Source organism: Aeromonas media (assembly GCF_000819985.1).
GTDB classification, from domain to species: domain Bacteria; phylum Pseudomonadota; class Gammaproteobacteria; order Enterobacterales; family Aeromonadaceae; genus Aeromonas; species Aeromonas media.
This window is the reverse complement of the sequence record NZ_CDBZ01000010.1, coordinates 101,862-121,225: the sequence shown is the minus strand read 5'-3', so window position 1 is coordinate 121,225 and position 19,364 is coordinate 101,862. Positions and strand designations below refer to the sequence as shown.

The 19,364-nt window shown below is 62.3% G+C and carries 19 protein-coding genes and 1 pseudogene; 7 read left to right on the top strand and 13 right to left on the bottom strand.

What is annotated here, in order from left to right; genetic code table 11:
• Positions 1-73: 73 nt before the first annotated feature.
• The 13 genes and pseudogenes from exeN to exeC all read right to left on the bottom strand — a co-directional run bounded on the left by exeN (position 74) and on the right by exeC (position 11,992).
• The gene (gene exeN, locus BN1127_RS01385) at positions 74-832 is read right to left on the bottom strand and encodes a GspN family type II secretion system protein ExeN (RefSeq protein ID WP_042648208.1); all 759 of its coding nucleotides are present in this window, start codon (positions 830-832) and stop codon (positions 74-76) included.
• Between the two features lie 97 nt (positions 833-929).
• A complete protein-coding gene (gene exeM / locus BN1127_RS01380; RefSeq protein WP_005327455.1) occupies positions 930-1,421 on the bottom strand; it encodes a GspM family type II secretion system protein ExeM in 492 nt (163 codons plus the stop codon).
• Positions 1,418-2,602, bottom strand: coding sequence for a GspL family type II secretion system protein ExeL (exeL, locus tag BN1127_RS01375; protein WP_082029919.1), 1,185 nt, complete (start codon positions 2,600-2,602; stop codon positions 1,418-1,420). Before exeL ends, exeM begins: the two co-directional genes overlap by 4 nt.
• 114 nt (positions 2,603-2,716) lie before the next feature.
• Positions 2,717-3,742: a GspK family T2SS minor pseudopilin variant ExeK gene (gene exeK, locus BN1127_RS01370; RefSeq protein ID WP_042648206.1), complete on the bottom strand. Its 1,026-nt coding sequence runs from the start codon at positions 3,740-3,742 to the stop codon at positions 2,717-2,719.
• Positions 3,732-3,809: pseudogene (locus BN1127_RS23020) on the bottom strand (type II secretion system protein GspJ); the annotation flags it as partial. The gene exeK and the pseudogene BN1127_RS23020, both read right to left, overlap by 11 nt.
• 222 nt (positions 3,810-4,031) lie before the next feature.
• Positions 4,032-4,658 (bottom strand): GspJ family T2SS minor pseudopilin variant ExeJ, encoded by a 627-nt coding sequence (gene exeJ, locus BN1127_RS01365; protein WP_081805622.1) that lies wholly within the window; start codon positions 4,656-4,658, stop codon positions 4,032-4,034.
• Between the two features lie 59 nt (positions 4,659-4,717).
• On the bottom strand, positions 4,718-5,077 hold the full coding sequence (gene exeI, locus BN1127_RS01360; protein WP_043128621.1) for a GspI family T2SS minor pseudopilin variant ExeI: 360 nt from the start codon (positions 5,075-5,077) through the stop codon (positions 4,718-4,720).
• Between the two features lie 11 nt (positions 5,078-5,088).
• Positions 5,089-5,640, bottom strand: coding sequence for a GspH family T2SS minor pseudopilin variant ExeH (exeH, locus tag BN1127_RS01355; protein WP_042648212.1), 552 nt, complete (start codon positions 5,638-5,640; stop codon positions 5,089-5,091).
• Between the two features lie 38 nt (positions 5,641-5,678).
• Positions 5,679-6,110, bottom strand: coding sequence for a GspG family T2SS major pseudopilin variant ExeG (exeG, locus tag BN1127_RS01350; RefSeq protein WP_005327466.1), 432 nt, complete (start codon positions 6,108-6,110; stop codon positions 5,679-5,681).
• Between the two features lie 233 nt (positions 6,111-6,343).
• Entirely contained in the window at positions 6,344-7,564 is a 1,221-nt protein-coding gene (gene exeF, locus BN1127_RS01345; protein ID WP_042648205.1) for a GspF family T2SS innner membrane protein variant ExeF, read from the bottom strand.
• 1 nt (position 7,565) lies between these two features.
• Positions 7,566-9,071, bottom strand: coding sequence for a GspE family T2SS ATPase variant ExeE (gene exeE / locus BN1127_RS01340; protein ID WP_005327470.1), 1,506 nt, complete (start codon positions 9,069-9,071; stop codon positions 7,566-7,568).
• Positions 9,071-11,119, bottom strand: a complete 2,049-nt coding sequence (gene exeD / locus BN1127_RS01335) for a GspD family T2SS secretin variant ExeD (RefSeq protein WP_042648204.1) — start codon at positions 11,117-11,119, stop codon at positions 9,071-9,073. Before exeD ends, exeE begins: the two co-directional genes overlap by 1 nt.
• 21 nt (positions 11,120-11,140) lie before the next feature.
• Positions 11,141-11,992, bottom strand: a complete 852-nt coding sequence (gene exeC, locus BN1127_RS01330; protein WP_283248957.1) for a GspC family type II secretion system variant ExeC — start codon at positions 11,990-11,992, stop codon at positions 11,141-11,143.
• Positions 11,993-12,209: 217 nt separating this feature from the next.
• Between exeC and hslR the strand changes: the two genes are divergently transcribed.
• The 7 genes from hslR to BN1127_RS01295 all read left to right on the top strand — a co-directional run bounded on the left by hslR (position 12,210) and on the right by BN1127_RS01295 (position 19,312).
• The gene (gene hslR / locus BN1127_RS01325; RefSeq protein WP_005327483.1) at positions 12,210-12,608 is read left to right on the top strand and encodes a ribosome-associated heat shock protein Hsp15; all 399 of its coding nucleotides are present in this window, start codon (positions 12,210-12,212) and stop codon (positions 12,606-12,608) included.
• Positions 12,609-12,713: 105 nt separating this feature from the next.
• The gene (gene hslO, locus BN1127_RS01320; protein ID WP_042648202.1) at positions 12,714-13,598 is read left to right on the top strand and encodes an Hsp33 family molecular chaperone HslO; all 885 of its coding nucleotides are present in this window, start codon (positions 12,714-12,716) and stop codon (positions 13,596-13,598) included.
• Positions 13,599-13,747: 149 nt separating this feature from the next.
• On the top strand, positions 13,748-15,373 hold the full coding sequence (gene pckA, locus BN1127_RS01315) for a phosphoenolpyruvate carboxykinase (ATP) (RefSeq protein ID WP_005327486.1): 1,626 nt from the start codon (positions 13,748-13,750) through the stop codon (positions 15,371-15,373).
• 173 nt (positions 15,374-15,546) lie between these two features.
• Complete coding sequence (locus BN1127_RS01310) at positions 15,547-16,212, top strand: GntR family transcriptional regulator (protein ID WP_042648201.1); 666 nt, start codon at positions 15,547-15,549, stop codon at positions 16,210-16,212.
• 33 nt (positions 16,213-16,245) lie between these two features.
• Positions 16,246-18,048, top strand: coding sequence for an aminopeptidase P family protein (locus tag BN1127_RS01305; protein WP_042648200.1), 1,803 nt, complete (start codon positions 16,246-16,248; stop codon positions 18,046-18,048).
• Between the two features lie 209 nt (positions 18,049-18,257).
• Complete coding sequence (locus tag BN1127_RS01300; RefSeq protein WP_042648199.1) at positions 18,258-18,710, top strand: GNAT family N-acetyltransferase; 453 nt, start codon at positions 18,258-18,260, stop codon at positions 18,708-18,710.
• A 131-nt stretch (positions 18,711-18,841) separates the two neighbouring features.
• Positions 18,842-19,312 (top strand): outer membrane lipoprotein, encoded by a 471-nt coding sequence (locus BN1127_RS01295; RefSeq protein ID WP_005327494.1) that lies wholly within the window; start codon positions 18,842-18,844, stop codon positions 19,310-19,312.
• The last annotated feature ends 52 nt before the right edge of the window (positions 19,313-19,364 follow it).

Here is a 19,364-nt window from a genome sequence, read left to right as displayed (position 1 = left end):
CCCACCAGAGGAGCCCGCCCCATAACGACAACACCCCGCCGGAGCGGGGTGTTGTCGTTATGGAGCCATGTCGTCAGATGCGGCCCTGATAGCGCAGCGGGAAGCGCCCCTGACCATCGGGTTGACCGAGGAAGGGCAACCCCTGCTTCATCTGTTCCGGCAGTGCCGGGCCCGGCTTGAGGGTGCCCTGGAACAGGTACTGGCGATTGGCCTGCAACTCCAGCTTGCCGAGCACTTGCACCGCCTCTGAACCCTGCTTGATCTCGGCCACCAGGCGGGAGTCGAGGCAGGTCAGCTTGACCTCGGGATCCCCCAGTGGCAGCTTGCCCGCCGGGGTGTCGGCCTGCGCGTCATACCAGTTGAGATTGCCGTAGAGCTCCTCACACCAGGGATTGCCCTGAGCGAACTGATCGACCTTGAGTTGCAGCTGACCCGCCGCCGTCAGGGGGAAGGGCAGGCCCATGGGCACCCGCGCCAACACCCAGGGGGCAGGTGCGTTGAGGATGATGTCACGGCCGAAGGCCGCGCCATTCCAGCCGATCACCCCCTGGCCATTGAGGCCGGCGCGCTCGCCGAAACGCAGCGACACCTCGGGAGCCAGGCGCAACAGCGACCAGCCATCGAGCTCCCAGCGCAGTTGGGTCAGGGACTCGCTGGCATATTGCAGCCGGGCAATCTGGCCGCTCCAGAGAGTACCGCTCACCCCTTCCAGCTGCACCAGGTTGGGGGGCAACGGCAGATGGCGCACCACCAGAGTGGCGGGCAACCTGGCCAGCAGGAACATCAGATAGACCGTCAGAAACAGGACGGCAATCAGTACTTTTTGCTTCATAGAACATGACTCGACTGCAAGGATCCGGCCCAGGCGAGGCCCGATGCCATAACGGAATGCGATGCCGGAAACCGGACGGCGAATTGAACGCTTGGTGTCATTGGGGACGGCTCAACTGCAAACGTCTGACCTTGACCAGCCCAGGAGCCAACCCCTCACGGGCCACCTCGATGATCTGCACCTGGACCCCGTATTGATCGGAGAGGGTCGCGAGCCAGAGCAGCAGATCATCGAACGGTACCGTGTCTATCCACACTTGCAGCTCCTGCCCCTGGGGTTGCAGCCGGGCAATCTTGATCTTCTGGTTGAAGGCGGTGCGGTTCACCACCCCGTCCAGGGTGCCGCTGGTGTCGATTTGCCGGCCTTGGCCACCCTGCATCGCCAACACCTCTTGCCCTTTCTCTTTCAACCAGGCAAGCGTCTGCTGCTGATTGGCCACCTGCCTCTCCCGCTCGTCGATACGATTGGCGACAGGTTGCCAGATGACCCAGTAGCAAAGCCCGAGCAGCAGTATGCCGCCGCCCACCGCCACCAGCCGCTGTTCGCGGGGGCTGATGCCATGCCACCAGATTTGTAGTTTGTCCATCATGATGATTTCCCCTTCAGCACCAGCGCGCCTTCCACCTTGCCCTCGGTGCTTCGCACCTCACCCTGCTGCACCTCAAAGCGCTTGCCCGCCAGCTCACGGAAGCGCTCGATCTCGGTGAAACCCGGGGCCGTGACCTGCAACCTGAGCTCACCCCTGCCCGCATCGAAACGCAGCACCTCGGGCTTGAGGCCGGGTACCTCGGCAAACACCGGCGCCAACTCGGTCAGCAGCAGCAGGATCCCATCCTGCGGGGTCTGCCCCAGGGACTTGAGGTGCTGGGCCATCTGGCTGCGGACGTTGACGATCCGGGTCTCCCCCGGGAAGATCCGGGTATAGACCTGCCGGATCTCCGCCTTGAGGGCCTTGTCCTGCTCCGCCAGCTGATGAAGATGCACCCCACGCTGGGTCAGCGCCACCAGCAGCAGGATCCCCGCCACCACCGCCACCTTGCGCCACTGCAGCCAATAACGGCCGTATTCGGTCTGCGGTCGATAGGGCCCCTGCAACAGGTTGGCCTGGCAAGCGAGCGCCCCTTTCGCCAGCAGCAACATGGGCAGCTCGGGATCAGCCCCCCGCCAGTTGCCGGCCGCCATGGCCGGAATGGGGGTGTGGCTATACAGGGTCACCGGCTCGGGCTGGGCTGCCAGCAACATGGCCAGCAGCGGCTCGTCTGCGACTATCCCCTGAACGGGGCCCTGACGGATCAACCACTCTGCGCCAAGCTGCAGGGCAGACCATCCCTCGGTGGCGGGTGGCAGGGCCAGCACATCCGGCAGCAGTTGCAGGGTCTTTAGACCCGCCTGCTGCAGCCACGCCAGCCACGCCTGCATCTTCGCCTTGTCCACCGCCATCAGATCCACGTCGTTCCTCTGATGAGCCAGCACCACCAGATGCAGTTCATCCACATCGGAGGCGATCTGCTCCTCGAGCAGATAGGGCAGCGCCGCCGCGGCCTGACGACTGTACTTGCCCGGCAGGCTGACCCGCCGGAAGATGAGATCGCTGCCAGGCACCAGGGTCACCACGGGGCGGCCGCCGGCACGCTCCTGCAGCTCACCCAGGGCATGGGCCGAGGCCAGGATTCCGGAGGCGATGATCTCCTGCTCCTGCGTCGACCACACCAGCCAATGCACCGGCTGCTGCGCATTGGTCCCCAGACGGATGACCAGACTCTCGCTCACAAATGATTCTCCTGCCATGCCCGCCAGCATCCTTGTCGATGGGCGAGCCGCAGCCATCGGCTGCAGTCCAGATAAGGGGCGGGACAGACAGGCCAGAGGCCAGCCTTCTCCCTGTTATTCTGCGCCATCGTTCAGACGACGCAGCATCACCAGCTTGTTGTCCTTGCCACGCTGGAAAACAGTCTCCAGCCGGGCCCGCACATCACCCACCTCGGCCAGCAGACGGGCCTCGAAGAAGTTGCTCTTGATGTCCAGTGCAGCATCCAGCCCCGTGATGGAGCCCGGCTGCACCGGCAGCTCGTCCGTCATCTCCTTCTTCTCCTTCCACCCCTTCTTGGGGCGACTGGTCAGCACCTGCTTGGCGTCGTCCAGCCCTATCTTGCCCTGGTAGAGCCCCACCAGCAGGGCCGCCTGCTCCGGCTTGATGGTGTTGATGTTCACCACCAGCTTGTCGCTGGGCAGGGTGCACACATAGGGGGCGAGCCGGGCGTAGAGCTCGCTGCTCACCCCGCGCACGGCCCGCAATTCGTCCGTTCCCAGCAGCCACTGATTCGCCACCAGATAGGGGGGATTGAGCCCCTCGTAATAGGCATCCTCGGCCCCGTTGCTCGACACCAGCTGGGTATCCTTGTCGGTCCAGTCGCGGATGGCGTCGGTGAGCTGCACCGCCTCGTACTCATCCACCTCCAGCGCCTCGAGCAGCGCCCGGAACGCCTTGAACTGATAGGGCTGCGCCTCGAGATCATCGCCGCTCTCCCCCTCTTTCAGGGCCAGGCTCAGGCTGTTGAGGTTGAAACAGGATTGCAGATCCCGCACCCGTCCGGACAGAGTACCGTCATCCACCGGGAAGACAGCATCCTGGCGCGCCCAGTTCTGACCCAGATTGACCACATCGGGGTCATCCTTGAAATCCTGGTTGAGCACCTTGATCACCAGCGCCTCCGCCGACATGGCATACCACCAGGCCTGCTTGCCGGCGGTGAGGTTGCTGGTCCGGCGCAACTCCAGTTGCAACCGGCCGCTCATGTTGCTGGCGATGATCACCATCACCGACAGGATGAGCAGTACCACCAGCAGGGCCATGCCCCCTTGCCGGCCCGGTGTGGTACGGGATGGGCCCCGGCTGCGCTTAACTGCCATTGTCCGCTCGCTGGCCGCCGGCCCCGATAAGGAACTGACGACGGCGAAGTGTGCCGTTATCTTCCATGCAGGACAGAGAAATACGACGATCAATTACCATTTTCAGCCCTCTGGCCGCTGGCCCCGATGAGGAACTGACGACGGCGAAGGGTGCCGTAATCCTCCATGACGGTCGGGGAACAACGACGAACAATTACCATTTTCAGCCCTCTGGCCGCCGGCCCCGATGAGGAACTGACGACGGCGAAGGGTGCCGTAATCCTCCATGACGGTCGGGGAAAAATGACGATCAATTACCATTTTCAGCCCTCTGGCCGCCAGCCCCGATGAGGAACTGACGACGTATGGTGCCGTAATCCTCCAGATCCAGCTCCACCGCCAGCCCATGAGGCAACAGGTCGCGCTGGGTCCACTCCTCCTTCCACATCCCCTTGTCGTAGAAATAGAGTCGCAGGGCCGTCACCCCGGTCAACACCGGCTGAATGCGCGGCTCGGTGCCGATCGCGGGATCCGGATAGAGGTAGCTGAGCCGTTCCAGGGTCTGCTCCTTGAGTCGCCAACCCACCCGCTGCAAGCCGGAGCGCGGCAGCATGCCGTCCGGATTTAGCCAGCCACCGCGGATGAAGGCCATGCCCCAGTCATCGCTCTGCTGGCCGAAGCGGGAGGCCGCCAGCAGCACCTTGTTGTTCTCACCATCGATGCGGCCGCTGCGCGGCACCATCTGGGTGACGTCTCGCTCCAGCAGGCTGAAGGCGAGCTGCAGTTCGGAGAGACGGACCTCCTTGCGCTTGGCCACCTCGTCGCTGGTAAGCACCCCCTGCAGCACCTGATAGGCCCCCATGCTGAGGCTGGCGAAGATGGCGATGGCCACCAGCATCTCCAGCAGGGTAAAGCCGCTCTGACGGCGCCTCGGCATCGGGCAGGCACTCGTCCGCTGGCACCGGCTCCGGATCATGGACACACAACGGCGCTTGTTCATCGGCTGATATAGGTCCGGATCATGGCCACCGGGCTCTCGGCCTTGGGCGCGGTACGCACTTCCATGTCCAGAGCCTTGAAGTTGTTGTCGCTGGTGGCGACGCCGCGATAGCGCCAGTACCAGGTCTGGCCGGCCAGCTCCTCGTTCCCTTCCACCCAGCTGTCACCCGGCCACTTGGCCTCGAGCTTCTGCTGCACCAGCTGGTTTTCCACCACCCAGGTCGCCAGCGTCTTCTCTTCCAGGTAGTTGAGGCCGGAGAGGTGTTCGCTGGCGGTCTTCATCACGGCCAGGCCGGCGATGGCAAACACCGCCAGCGCCACCATGACCTCCAGCAGCGTCATGCCGCGCGCCTTGATAAAGGGGGCTCTCACTCTTCTTCCTCTTCGTCTTCTAGCAGGGAGAGGCGACCAAATTCATCCCCCTTGACGGTGCGCAGGTATTGCTCGTCATCCACCTGCTGACTCAGGGTCAGCATGAAGGGGGTGAGTTCGCCCCCCGGGAAGACGAAGATCTGGGGCGTGCGCTCCTTCTCGTCGCGGCCCTGTTCGTTCTTTTCGTCCGAGTCGGTACGCCAGCTGAAGCCCTCCAGTTCGACGGTCAGGGTCATCTCCTCCGGCAGCTGCACCTGCCCCAGGATCTTGTCGCCGGTCAACGCCTGCCACTTGCGATCCTTGGGGTTGCGGGACATAAACTGCCAGCCGCGCTCCTCGACTCGCAGGCCCAGCAGCCGGCCATCCATCACCGAATACTCCTGCGCCTGCTGCAGGGTTGCCATGAAGCGGCACGCCTGCTTATCCAGCTCCCGATCCCCCCGGGCGCCCCCCATGCTGAGGGTGACCGCGGTGGCCACCAGCCCCATCAACATGGCGACCAACAACACCTCCAGCAGGGTGAAACCCGCCTGACGATAAGGTTTCACAAGACCAGCCCCATCAGCATGGCGGCGCAACCCATCACTTATTGGAAATCCTTCAGGTTCCAGTTGCCGATGTCGTCATCGGTCCCGGCTTCCCCGTCCAGCCCCATGCTGAAGATGTCGAGCTTGCCGAACTGACCCGGGCTGAGCAGCTGGTACGGGTTGCCCCAGGGATCCTGCGGCAGGCGCTTGATGTAGCCCCCTTCCCGGTAGCTGCGTGGCTCGGGGGACGCGGTCGGCTTGTTGACCAGGGCATCCAGCCCCTGCTCCGTGGTCGGATAGCGGTTGTTGTCCAGCTTGTACATGTCGAGGGCATTTTCCAGCGCCACTATGTCGGAGACCGCTTTCTGCTGATCTGCCTTCTCCTTGTTGCCCATCAGATTGGGCACCACCAGGCTGGCCAGGATCCCCAGGATCACGATGACCACCATGACTTCCAGCAGAGTAAAACCGGCTTGACGACGCTTGTGCATTGTTATGACTCCCTAACGAATGAGATGACGTGTGTCATCAGAAAATGATCATATTGTTGAACCACGATCGTTCGATTATGCCTGTCGGCCAATAGAACCCACGAGTTCGATTGGATTTGTGGGATCAAATAACGAAGCCTATTCGAACGCCTGATCTCACAAATTCACCATGTGATTGAGTTTGAGTGAGTGGACCGCAGGATCGATCGGATCAGGGCGGCTGGAGGCCTGCATCATAGATTGACCATGTTGTTGAGCTCCAGGATCGGCTGCAGGATCGACATCACGATAAAGAGCACCACCCCTGCCATGGAAACCACCAGCATGGGCTCGAACACCCCGAGGGCGATGTTCACCTGGGTTTCAAACTCCCTGTCCTGGTTGTCGGCCGCCCGCTCCAGCATGCTGTCGAGCTCGCCGCTCTGCTCGCCGGAGGCGATCATGTGCAGCATCATGGGCGGAAAAATTTTGGTCTCATCCAGCGCCTTGCGCAGGCTGGTCCCCTCGCGCACCCGCTCGGTCGCCTCGCCGATGCGGTGGCGGGCAAAGTCGTTGGAGAGTACCTCCCCCGAGATCTTCATCCCCTCCAGCAGCGGCACGGCACTGGCGTTGAGGATGCTGAGGGTACGGGCGAAACGGGCAGTGTTGAGTCCCCGGCTGACCCGGCCGATGACCGGCAGGCGCAGCACCACCTGATGCCAGTGGCGACGACGCTGCGGATCCGTCAGCCACCAGCGCCAGACAAAGCCGCCAATGAACAACAACAGCAGGAACCAGAGGCCATAGTGCTGCATCAGTTCACTGGTGCCGATGAGGAAACGGGTAGTGGCCGGCAGTTGCTGGCCCATATGCTCGAACTGGGCCACCACCTTGGGCACCACGGCGGTGAGCAGTATCGAGATGACGCCCACGGCCACCAGGGTGAGGACGATGGGATAGATCATCGCCTGCAGCAGCTTGGTACGCATGTGCTGGCGCTGCTCGGTGTAATCGGCGAGGCGGTTGAGCACCTTCTCCAGGTGACCGGACTTCTCACCGGCCGCCACCATGGAGCGAAACAGCTGATCGAACACATGGGGGAAGGCGCCGAGTGAATCGGCGAGGGAATAGCCCTCCACCACCTTGCTGCGGACCGTAGCCACCAGGCTGCGCAGGTGGGCCTTCTCGCACTGCTCGGCCACCGCCTTGAGGGCCTCTTCGATGGTCAGCCCAGCGCCCACCAGGGTCGCCAGCTGGCGGGTGATGAGGGCCAGTTCCGAGGTGGAGGCGCCACGGCGAAACAGCACGAAGCGATTGGCCTCGCGCTTCGCCTTTTCGGTGGTCTCATTCACTTCGAGGGGGGTCAACCCCTGCTCGCGCAGCAGCTGACGCACCTGACGGGCGGAATCCCCCTCCAGCACGCCGCTCTTGTTGCGCCCCTTGCCATCGAGCGCCTTGTATTCGAACGCAGCCATCTTAGTCTTCCCGGGTCACGCGCAGCACCTCTTCGAGGCTGGTCTGCCCCTGGAGCACCTTGTCGATGCCGTCACGACGGATGCTGGGGGTATGGCCCCGGATCAGGCGCTCGATGGCGAGTTCGCCGCTGGCACTGTGGATCGCCTCGCGCACCGCCTCGTCGATCACCACCAGCTCGTGGATGCCGGTCCGGCCACGGTAGCCGGTGTGGTTGCACTGCTCACAGCCCACCGAGCGCCACATCTGCTGATCCGGCGCCAGTTCGATGCCCATGGCGATCCGCTCCTGCTCGGTGATGGGGTGCGGGGCGCGGCAATCCGGGCAGAGGGTGCGCACCAGTCGTTGGGCCAGCACCGCCAGCAAGGAGGATGAGAGCAGGAAGGACTCGATCCCCATGTCCCGCATCCGGGTGATGGCACCGATGGCGGTGTTGGTATGCAGGGTCGACATCACCAGGTGACCGGTCAGCGACGCCTGCACCGCGATCTGGGCGGTTTCGAGGTCGCGAATTTCCCCCACCATCACCACGTCCGGATCCTGACGCAGGATGGCGCGCAGCCCCCGGGCGAAGGTCATGTCCACCTTGGTGTTGACCTGGGTCTGGCCCACCCCTTCCAGGTCATATTCGATGGGGTCTTCGACGGTCAGGATGTTGCGATCCCGCGAGTTGATCTCGGAGAGCGCCGCATAGAGGGTGGTGGACTTGCCCGAGCCGGTCGGGCCCGTCACCAGGATGATGCCGTGAGGCTTGCGGATGAGCTCGCTGATGATGTTGCGGTTGGCCAGCGTCATGCCGAGCTGCTTGAGCTCGAGCCGCACGTTGTTCTTGTCGAGCAGACGCAGCACCACCCGCTCGCCGTAGCTGGACGGCATGGTGGAGACCCGCACGTCCACGGCGCGGCCGCCGATGCGCAATGAGATGCGACCATCCTGGGGTACCCGCTTCTCGGCAATGTCCATGCGGGACATGACCTTGATGCGCGACACCAGCAGCGAGGCGAGCTTGCGATGGGGGCGCAGTATCTCCCTCAGCACCCCATCAATGCGGAAGCGAATGACCAGTGCCCGTTCGAAGGTCTCGATGTGGATGTCGGACGCCTCCTCCTTGATCGCCTCGCTCAGCATGGCGTTGATGAGACGGATGATGGGGGCATCGTCATCGGCATCCAGCAGATCTTCGCTCTGGGGCAACTCTTCGGCCAGGGCGAAGAAGTCCATCTCGTTGCCGAGATCCTCCATCAGCTGGCGCGCCTCGGAGGAGTCGCGCTGGTAATGGGCCGTCAGCAGCGTCTCGAACTCGTCATGGCCAAGCTGCTCCACCACGAAGGTGCACCCCACCACCCGACGCACCTCCAGCAGGGTCTGCGGCGTCACCCCCTGGCGACAGAGCAGCACCGGGGCACCCTGGCGCTCGGTCAGGATCACCCCGAAGTTACGGGCGAAGGCAAACGGCAGTTCCGGCAAGGGGGCAGGCAGCTCGCTGCCATCGAGCTGGTAGGCGGCCATCAGGGCTTGCTCTGCACGAAGGGCTGTCCCCGCACCTGGGTTTTGGCCCCGGTGGCAGTGGACTGCTGCTGGGCCTTCATCCGCTCGATCTGCTGCTGCACCTCGGGGGACATCATCACATCCTGACCATAGGCGGGCAGCACCTGACGGGCTGGCGAAGTGGCGTACCCCTCCTCGGCCGCCAGGTTCAACTGTTCGGCACGGAACAGGGTGTATTTGTTGCTGGAAACCCCGGAATAGACGTTGGCGTCGCGCAAGATGGTCGGCCGGATAAACACCATCAGATTGCGTTTGGAGGTGGTATTGGAGGTCGAGCGGAACAGGTAGCCCAGCACAGGGATGTCCCCCAGCAGCGGCACCTTGGAGATCTGCTCCTTGGTCTGCTCGTCCATCAGGCCGCCCAGCACCACGGTTTCGCCACTCTTCACCAGCACCGCATTCTTGACGGTACGGGTATCGAAGGTGGGACCGAGGTTGGCGGTGCCGGTCGCCTGGGTCTGGGCCACACTGGAGACCTCCTGCTCGATGTTGAGCAGCACCGAGTCCCCTTCGTTGATCTGGGGCGTCACCACCAGCTTGGTGCCCACCGTCTTGCGCTCTATGGTGTTGAACACCTGATCGCTGGTGGTGGAACTCTGGGAGCCGCTCTGTACCGGCACTTCCTGGCCGACGTTGAAGGAGGCTTCCTTGTTGTCCATGGTGACGATGCTCGGGGTCGAGAGGATGTCGTTCTTGGTGTTGGTGGAGAGCGCCGTCACCAGCATGGCCCAGTCCCCCTTGTAAAAGCCGGCCGCCATGCCGCTGAAATCACCGAGCAGGTTTTCGAGCCCGTCGGTGTTGCCATTGTCGTCGTAATCCTTGCCCGCGATGATGGCGGGTCCGATGGGCAGACCGGTATTGGTGAACTGGGTGCCGCCGCCATTGGCGTTGGCCCACTGCACCCCGAGGTTGAGGCCGTCACCGTCCTGGATCTCGACGATGATCGCCTCCACCAGCACCTGGGCGCGGCGGATGTCGAGCTTGGCGATGACCTGCTCCAGCTCGGCCATGACGTCAGGCTGAGCGGTGATCACCAAGGCATTGGTGGTCTCGTCGGCGGAGATGGCGAGCTGACCGCCGCCGATGCTGGCACCACCACCGGTGGCCGCCCCCCCCTTCTTGTCCGCCTCGATGCTGGAGCTGACGCCCTTGAGCACATCCACCAGATCCTTGGCCTTGCCATATTTCAGGTAGAAGACCCGGGTGTTGCCCTGACTCTGCAGATCCCGGTCGAGCTGGCGCACCATCTGGATGATGCGGGCCCGCGCCTTGGGCTCACCGCTGATCACCACGGAGTTGGTGCGCTCGTCGGCGACCACCTTGGGGGAGAGCAGCAGGGAGGCATTGGCACCCTGGTTGTTGCCATCCTTGTTGAGGTTGGTCACCAGCCGCACCATCTCGCCCGCCGAGGCATATTTCAGCTTGATGACGTCCATATCCTGGTCGCCCGCCTTGTCGACCCGGCGTACCACTTCCACCAGACGGTTGACCACGGCCGCCCGGCCGGTGATGAGCAGCACGTTGGACGGCTCGTAATGCACCACGTTGCCACCGCCAGCGTTGTCGTTGAGCTGGCGCAGCAGGGGCGCAAGCTCCCGTACCGAGACGTTGCGCACCGGTACCACCCGGGTCACCATCTCGTCCCCCACACCGGGGTTAGTATCGTCCACCACGGGAATGGCCGAAGTCTTGGCATCCTTGGAGCGCACCACCTTGAGTACGCCATTGTTCATGGGCACCACGGCGAAGCCGTAGACGTCGAGCACGCTCAGGAAGAATTGGTAGTACTGATCCTCATTGAGCAGGTCGTAGCTGCGGACGTTGACCTTGCCGCGCACCGAGGGCTCGATGATGATGGTCTTGTTCAGGTTCTTGCCGACCGTGTTGATGAACTCTTCAATTTCGGCATTCTTGAAACTGGCGGCATACTCGGTGGCCCAGGCAGAGCCCGTCATCATCAAGGCAGCTGCCACCGTGGCCAGACGCCAGCCCTTCCCTTTATTTGTCATTCTTGGTGCTACTCCAATTCATTATTCTGACAAGCCGACATAAACGTCGTAGAGCTGTCCTTGTCGCTCGACGGTGACGGTCATTTCCGTGGCGCCCGCCACTTGCTGCATCGCCTGCATGGCCTGTGCGTTGTCACGCAGATCCAGGCCATTGATGCTGACCGCCAGATCGTTGGCGACCAGCCCGAGTTGATTGAACATTTCGGGATTGCTACCCGGGTTGAGACGATAGCCGACCATGCGACCATCCACCCGGACCGGAGAAATATTGAGATAATCGGTGATCTTGCCAGGATTGCTCATCAACTCGCTGCGAACGGAAGAGAGCGCTGCCCCCTGTCGAGTCGCCTTGGGCAACGGCTTGCCATACTCTTCCCCATCCAGCATCAGGGTCTCGTCACGACCATCGCGGGCAATGATGACCCTGTCGGCAAACACCTGACGGATCCTGGCCTGAGTGCCGTCGATGTAATCCCCTATACCATAGGAGTTCTGCAGCCCGTTGTGGGCGATGATGGCGATGGATTTTGCCGGATCGGAACTGGCCAGCACCCCGTTGAGCTGGGCGTTGAGTTGGGTCTTGGGGGCATCGATCAGGGCCGCTTGGGCAGCCTTGTCGGCTTGCAGTTGCTGCGCCTTGCCAAACAGAGAGAGACGGCTGACGTTGCCGAGATCGAGGCGGGACGGTCCCGCGTCCTGACCCGAGGTGACAGCTGGCTGCCAGGGCACGGCGCGGGAAGGCTGGGCCAGCTCGAACAGACGCCAGGTGAGCACGGCGCACTGCTGGGCCAGCAACAGCAACAGCAGCCAGAACAGAGGCTGGCTGAAACGGGAGAGTGGCACTGTCTTGCAGCGAGCCAGAAGGGAGCCCAACAAGTCATCCCTGAACGGTAGCGTCATGTTTATCAAAATATTCTGGCATCCAAATCGGTTAGCTATTGTGTACGGCAATGGACCCAGAGACAACCGACCGGATGGGATGATGCTGTGAAAATTCAGATTCCGTCACACCGCGGTTCCCCCTGTTTCTATCCCGGGGCCTGCCTCTGGTATAATCAGGCTCCCCTTTCAGCCATCCCGGAGCCGATCCATGTCGAATCCAGCACAAATCAGCACCCTGGTCCGCCTCGACAAGTGGCTGTGGGCGGCACGCTTCTACAAGACCCGCAGTCTGGCGAGGGATCAGATCGACGGTGGCAAGGTGCATTATAACGGCCAGCGTAGCAAACCGGGCAAAACCGTCGAGGTCGGCGCTCTCGTCCGCTTCTGGCAGGGCCAGGATGAACGGGAAGTGCGGGTGCTGCAGGTCAGCGAGCAGCGCAAGGCCGCGCCCCTGGCCCAGTTGCTCTATGAAGAGACCGAAGAGAGCCTGAAAAAACGGGCCCAGAACAGCGAGGCGAGACGCTTCAACAGCCAGTTTGCCCCGAGTCCCGAGCGCCGCCCCGACAAGCAGGAGCGGCGCCAGTTGATCAAGGTCAAGCAATACTGACTCGCCTCCGTGGCTCTTTTATGACGACAGGCACAGGAATTAGTTCCTAACCAACTGTTTAACAATGTATTTATCTTTTCTTCCAGAAAATCCTAGGAAAGCATGATGAGTAACCAAGATCTCCTGTATCGCTATCTGTTCGAAGAGTACGAAGTGCGGGGGGAGCTGGTCCAGCTGGATAGTACCTATCGCCACATCGTCGATGCCCAGAACTACCCGGTACAGGTGCAGAAACTGCTGGGTGAACTGCTGGTCGCCACCAGCCTGCTGACCGCCACCCTCAAGTTTGAAGGCTCCATCACGGTGCAACTGCAAGGGGACGGGCCCGTGCGTCTGGCGGTGATCAACGGCGATCACAACCAGCAGTTGCGCGGTGTCGCCCGCCATGAAGGCGATCTGCCAACGGACGACAAGCTGCAGAGCCTGATTGGCAATGGCCAGCTGGTGATCACCATCACCCCTGAAGAGGGCGAACGCTATCAGGGCATCATCGCCCTCGAGGCCGATACTCTGGCGGCCTGCCTCGAGCAGTACTTCGCCCAGTCCGAGCAACTCGCTACCCGGCTCTGGATCCGTACCGGCCACCACGAGGGCGCTCCCCGCGCCGCGGGCATCCTGTTGCAAGAGCTGCCTGCCCGGAGCGAGGATCACGGCGCCGACTTCGATCACCTGATCCAGCTCACCAGCACCATCAAGGATGAAGAGCTGTTCGGCCTGGAGGCCGAAGAGATCCTCTACCGCCTCTACCATCAGGACAAGGTGCGAGTGTTCGATCCCCAGGCGATCGAGTTCCGCTGCACCTGCTCCCGTGCTCGCTGCGAAGGGGCGCTGCTGCAGATAGAAAAGGAGGAAGCGGTGGCCATGGTGCAGGAGCTCGGCAAGATCGACATGCACTGCGATTACTGCGGCACCCACTACCAATTTGATGGGATAGACATCGAAACCCTGTTCAGCGGGGCTCCCGGTAATGATGCAAACAAGTTACACTAAATAAAGGCGGGCAAAACCCGCCTTTAACTTAAATAACAAAAAAATACCCTATTTTATAAAGTTTGATGGCGATCGCTAAAAACTACCACCTAGGTAGTAGTATGGACGCCAGATAGAACCCTACACACCTCTGAACCCAGGAGAACATAATGACTATCGTGGTAGAACCCGCCCTGGCACAACAACTGAAACTGGACCAATACGGTATCAAAAACAGCCAGGAAATCGTTCGTAACCCTTCCTATGAGCAGCTTTTCGCAGAAGAGACCCGCCCAGACCTGGAAGGATTCGAACGTGGCGTCGTCACCGAACTCGGCGCCGTCAACGTCAATACCGGCATCTTCACCGGCCGTTCCCCAAAAGATAAATATATCGTCAAAGACGCCACTACCCAGGATACCGTATGGTGGTCTGACCAGGGCAAGAACGATAACAAGGCCATCACCCCCGAAGTGTGGTCACATCTGAAATCTCTGGTGACCAAACAGCTCTCCGGCAAGCGCCTGTTTGTGGTCGATGGTTTCTGCGGTGCCAACCCGGATACCCGCCTGGCGGTGCGCATCATCACAGAGGTGGCCTGGCAGGCACACTTCGTGAAGAACATGTTCATACGCCCGAGCGATGAAGAGCTGAAGACCTTCAAGCCCGACTTCGTGGTGATGAACGGCGCCAAGTGTACCAACCCGAACTGGCAGGAGCAGGGTCTCAACTCCGAGAACTTCGTCGCCTTCAACATGACGGAGAAGATGCAGCTCATCGGTGGCACCTGGTACGGTGGCGAGATGAAGAAGGGCATGTTCTCCATGATGAACTACTTCCTGCCCCTGCGCGGCATTGCCTCCATGCACTGCTCCGCCAACGTGGGCAAGGATGGGGACGTGGCCATCTTCTTCGGCCTCTCCGGTACCGGCAAGACTACCCTCTCCACCGATCCCAAGCGTCAGCTCATCGGTGACGACGAGCACGGCTGGGACGACCACGGCGTGTTCAACTTCGAGGGAGGCTGCTACGCCAAGACCATCAAGCTCTCCAAGGAAGCCGAGCCGGATATCTACAACGCCATCCGCCGCGATGCACTGCTGGAGAACGTGACCGTTGCCGCCGATGGCACCATCGACTTCGATGATGGCTCCAAGACCGAGAACACCCGGGTCTCCTACCCCATCTATCACATCGAGAACATCGTCAAGCCGGTCTCCAAGGCGGGTCATGCCAATAAGGTGATCTTCCTGACCGCCGATGCTTTCGGGGTGCTGCCCCCGGTCGCCAAGCTGACCAAGGAGCAAACCAAGTACCACTTCCTGTCGGGCTTCACCGCCAAGCTGGCCGGTACCGAGCGTGGCATCACGGAGCCGACTCCGACCTTCTCCTCCTGCTTTGGCGCCGCCTTCCTCAGCCTGCACCCGACCAAGTACGGTCAGGAGCTGGTGAAACGGATGGAAGCCGCAGGGGCGGAAGCCTATCTGGTCAACACCGGTTGGAACGGCACCGGCAAGCGCATCTCCATCAAGGACACCCGCGCCATCATCGATGCCATCCTGGATGGTTCCATCGAGCAGGCGCCGACCAAGGTGCTGCCGATCTTCAACCTGGAAGTGCCGACCGAACTGCCGGGCGTGAACCCGGCCATCCTCGACCCGCGCGACACTTATGCCGACCAGGCCGAGTGGGATGCCAAGGCCCAGGATCTGGCCCAGCGTTTCATCAAGAACTTCGAGCGCTTCACCGACAACGACGAAGGCAAACGCCTGGTTGCTGCGGGCCCGCAGCTGTAAGCTGCGTCCCGTCAAGGTGACAATCCCATACCGGTCAGCCCAGCTGGCCGGTATTTTTTTGGTCGATGCACAGCATATGGCTCCCGCCAAGCCTTGCCTTGCACGCGGTTGCGCGTTAGATTCAGCCAAACTTTATACAATATACAATTTTGCAACCTGCCCGTGACTCAAGCATGACCCCACCCTACAAGACCCGAACCCAGATGGTGATGGAGAACCTCCGCGGCCGGATATTGCGTGGGGAGTTTCCCGCCGGCGCCCCCCTGCGTCAGGATGCCATCGCCAAGGAGTTGGCGGTGAGCCGTATCCCGGTGCGAGAGGCGCTGATGCAGCTGGAGGCCCAGGGGCTGGTGAAGTTCGAGGCCCATCGCGGCGCCGTGGTCACCATGCTGGACGCCTCGGCCATCGAGGAGCTCTTTTATTTGCGGGCGCTGCTGGAAGCCGATACCCTGTTCCACGCCGTCGACCTGATGACGGAGGAGACCTTCGCCAAGGCGCAAGCCATCCTGGCCCAGTTTGATCTGGCGCTGGAGTCCGGCACCCAGATCGAGCACTGGGCTGAGTTGAACCACCGTTTTCACGCCACCCTCTATCAGGCCGCCAATCGTCCCCAGGCACTGGATCTCATCGCCCAGATCAATCTGAGCTGCGATCGCTACGTGCGCTTCGAACTGCTGTTCGCCCAGGGTGGCGTGGACAAGGCCGAGCGCGAACACGCCCGCCTGCTGGAGCTGTGTCGCGCCCGCCGCAAGCACGAGGCCGTGGTCCTGCTCAAGCAACATATCGAGGCGGCAGGCCAGTCGATCCGACAGATCCTGGCAAGCGGCCACAATCAGTGAACACTCACATCATCACAATCTGGCAATAACGACATGAATCATTTCGAGATTATTGAAACCCGCGTCGCCCAGGTCAGGGCCACTCTGGCCACGTTGGAACTGGACGCCTTCATCGTTCCCCACGACGACGAGCACCTGGGGGAGTACATTCCCGCCTATGCCGAACGGCTGGACTGGATCACGGGTTTCAACGGCTCCGCTGGCATCGCCATCATCATGGCACAGCGGGCAGCCCTGTTCGTCGACGGTCGTTATACGGTGCAGGCCCGCATGCAGGCACCGGCCGAGCTGTTTGAATTTCTCCACCTCAATGAAGATCCCCACGTCCAGTGGCTGGCCGAGCAACTGCCGTCCGGCGCCCGGGTCGGCTTCGACGCCCGCCTGCACAGCCTGGCCTGGTATCAGAGCGCCAGGCCGATCCTGGCCGAGCGCGGCATAGCACTGGTACGGGTCGATGAGAACCCCATCGATCTGCACTGGAGCGATCGCCCCACCCCGACCAAGATCCCTGTCATCCTCTACAGCGAAGAGCTGGCGGGCCAGTCCAGCCAGGCCAAGCGCGAGCTGCTGGCGGCGGATCTGCGCAAGCGCGGGCTGGATGCGGTGCTGCTGACTCAGGCCGAACCCATCAACTGGCTGCTCAACCTGCGTGGCCGCGACGTGGAGCGACTGCCGGTGGTGCTGGGCTTCGCCGTGCTTTACGCCAACACCAGCATGGATTTCTTCGTCGACACCGACAAGATCGACTGCATCGCCTTCAGCCGCCACGTGGGGCAGGATGTCTCCGTCTATCCCATCGACAAGCTGGGTGACGTGCTGCAGCGCATCGGTGAGGATCAGCAAAAAGTGCTGGCCGACCCCAACACCGCCAACGCCTGGACCCAGCTCACCATGGAGGAGGCAGGCGCCATCCTGGTGGCGGGGCAGGATCCCACCATGCTGCCCAAGGCCTGCAAGAACGCCGTTGAGCTGGCCGGCATGCAGCGCGCCCATCTGCGCGACGGCGTCGCCGTCACCCGCTTCCTCGCCTGGCTGGATCGGCTGATCGCCTCCGGCGACTATCAGGATATGGATGAGGGCACCCTGGCCGATCGCCTGGAAGCCTTCCGTCGCGAGCAGGATCACTACGTCGAGCCGAGCTTTGACACCATCTCGGCGCTGGGCCCCAACGCCGCCATGTGCCACTACCGCCACACCAACGGTGTGCCTCGCCCCTTCGGTCAGGACAGCATCTATCTGGTGGATTCCGGCGCCCAGTATCTGGATGGCACCACCGACATCACCCGTACCGTCAAGGTGGGTGAGGTGACCGACGAGCACAAGGCGATGTTCACCCGGGTGCTGCAGGGCCATATCGCACTGGATCAGGCACGCTTCCCCCGCGGCACCGCCGGCATCCAGCTCGACGTGCTGGCCCGCATGCCCCTGTGGCAAGCCGGTTACAACTACGACCATGGCACCGGTCACGGGGTCGGCCACTTCCTCAGCGTGCACGAAGGCCCGCAGCGCATCGCCCCCAAGGGCAGCCTGGTGGCCCTGCAGCCGGGCATGGTGCTCTCCAACGAACCGGGTTACTACCGGGAAGATGCCTTTGGCATCCGCTGCGAGAACCTGGTGGTGGTCACCGAACTGGAGCAGATCGGCGAACTGCCGATGCTGGGCTTCGAACGGCTGACCTATGTGCCGTTCGATACCCGCCTCATCGATCGCAGCCTGCTGAGCCAGGCCGAGTTCCGCTGGATCAACGACTACCATGCCGAGGTTTACCGCCGTCTGAGCCCGCTGCTGGAGGGCGAGGATCTCGCCTGGCTGGAGCAGGCGACCCGCCTCATCTGATCGCAGCAATCGAGGCTATCCGGTGAAACAGGGCCTGCGGGCCCTGTTTCTTTACCCCTTGAGCACCACCTGAGCTGCGCTCGATTCCCCCGGCTCTGCCTCCCCTGTCTGGCCTCAGAACCAGACCCGCTTGCATCAGCCTGGTGAGCCCACTACCCTGTGCGCTCTTTTTGACTGCCCCCCCGGCAGCAAGTACCACAGGAGCCCGGATGCAGCCGTCCCCCCTATTACGCCTTGCCACCCACGCCGACATGCACGCCATCTGGCAGATAGACGCCGACGTCTTCGGGGAGGATGTCTACCCCGCCTTCTTCTTCCGTCAGGCCATGGATCTGTGGCCCGCCTTGCTGGTCGTGGCGGAGCTGGAGGGCAGGCTGCTGGGTTATGCCCTGGGAGGCCTGGGTCAGGATCGGTCGCAGGGCTGGCTGCTCTCTCTGGCGGTACGGCCCGAGGCCCGCGGCTTTGGCCTGGCTGAGCGCATGATGCTGCGGGTGGAACAGGCACTGGCAGAAGTGCAGGTGGCGCGAGTCAGGCTGACCGTGGATCCGGCCAATCCGGCCCAGCGCCTCTATTTCCGCCTAGGTTATGCACTGTTGGCCGAAGAGCCCGGCTATTTCGGCCCGGGGGAGGATCGCCTGCTGCTGGAGAAGACCCTGGCATGACCCGCGTCGGGGTCGGGCCACCGTTCACGCCACATAATTGGTTACACTTTGCGGGTTTAATGCGCAACCCGGTTGGCGTAGAGTGGAATGCATCAAGCCGATTAATCCGATGACCGCCCAGGAGGCCCATCATGTTGAAACGTATCGCTCTCATCACCCTGCTGGCCGCCACTACCGCCATCACGGGCTGTGCCAACAGCGATGTCTACTCCGGCGATGTCTATACCAAGGATCGCGCCAAGCAGGTTCAGACCGTCAGCTACGGCACCATCCTCTCGACTCGCCCGGTGAAGATCCAGGCCGATGAAAACTCCCTGATCGGCACCATAGGCGGTGCCGTGGTCGGTGGCCTGCTCGGCAGCACCATAGGGGGGGGTCGCGGCAGCGACATCGCCGCCGCCGGCGGTGCCATCGCGGGCGCAGCTGCTGGCAAGGCCGCCGGTGACAAGCTCAATCAGGTGGATGGCGTCGAGCTCGAGATCAAGAAAGAGAACGGCGAATCCATCGTGGTGGTGCAAAAAGCCAACCCCACCTTCGTGCCCGGCGCCCGAGTCCGCATGACCCAGGGCAACGGCACCATCAACGTGGCCGTGGTGAACTGAGCTCCCCCTCAGACCATCTTCCACAAGCAAAAAGGTGAGCCATGGCTCACCT

What these genes read in the sequence shown, in the direction of transcription:
- exeN (WP_042648208.1), bottom strand. Translation starts at nt 832, where the DNA reads ATGAAGCAAAAAGTACTGATTGCCGTCCTGTTTCTGACGGTCTATCTG.
- exeM (WP_005327455.1), bottom strand. Translation starts at nt 1,421, where the DNA reads ATGATGGACAAACTACAAATCTGGTGGCATGGCATCAGCCCCCGCGAA.
- exeK (WP_042648206.1), bottom strand. Translation starts at nt 3,742, where the DNA reads ATGGCAGTTAAGCGCAGCCGGGGCCCATCCCGTACCACACCGGGCCGG.
- exeJ (WP_081805622.1), bottom strand. Translation starts at nt 4,658, where the DNA reads ATGCCGAGGCGCCGTCAGAGCGGCTTTACCCTGCTGGAGATGCTGGTG.
- exeG (WP_005327466.1), bottom strand. Translation starts at nt 6,110, where the DNA reads ATGCACAAGCGTCGTCAAGCCGGTTTTACTCTGCTGGAAGTCATGGTG.
- exeF (WP_042648205.1), bottom strand. Translation starts at nt 7,564, where the DNA reads ATGGCTGCGTTCGAATACAAGGCGCTCGATGGCAAGGGGCGCAACAAG.
- exeE (WP_005327470.1), bottom strand. Translation starts at nt 9,071, where the DNA reads ATGGCCGCCTACCAGCTCGATGGCAGCGAGCTGCCTGCCCCCTTGCCG.
- exeD (WP_042648204.1), bottom strand. Translation starts at nt 11,119, where the DNA reads ATGACAAATAAAGGGAAGGGCTGGCGTCTGGCCACGGTGGCAGCTGCC.
- hslR (WP_005327483.1), top strand. Translation starts at nt 12,210, where the DNA reads ATGTCGAATCCAGCACAAATCAGCACCCTGGTCCGCCTCGACAAGTGG.
- hslO (WP_042648202.1), top strand. Translation starts at nt 12,714, where the DNA reads ATGAGTAACCAAGATCTCCTGTATCGCTATCTGTTCGAAGAGTACGAA.
- pckA (WP_005327486.1), top strand. Translation starts at nt 13,748, where the DNA reads ATGACTATCGTGGTAGAACCCGCCCTGGCACAACAACTGAAACTGGAC.
- BN1127_RS01310 (WP_042648201.1), top strand. Translation starts at nt 15,547, where the DNA reads ATGACCCCACCCTACAAGACCCGAACCCAGATGGTGATGGAGAACCTC.
- BN1127_RS01305 (WP_042648200.1), top strand. Translation starts at nt 16,246, where the DNA reads ATGAATCATTTCGAGATTATTGAAACCCGCGTCGCCCAGGTCAGGGCC.
- BN1127_RS01300 (WP_042648199.1), top strand. Translation starts at nt 18,258, where the DNA reads ATGCAGCCGTCCCCCCTATTACGCCTTGCCACCCACGCCGACATGCAC.
- BN1127_RS01295 (WP_005327494.1), top strand. Translation starts at nt 18,842, where the DNA reads ATGTTGAAACGTATCGCTCTCATCACCCTGCTGGCCGCCACTACCGCC.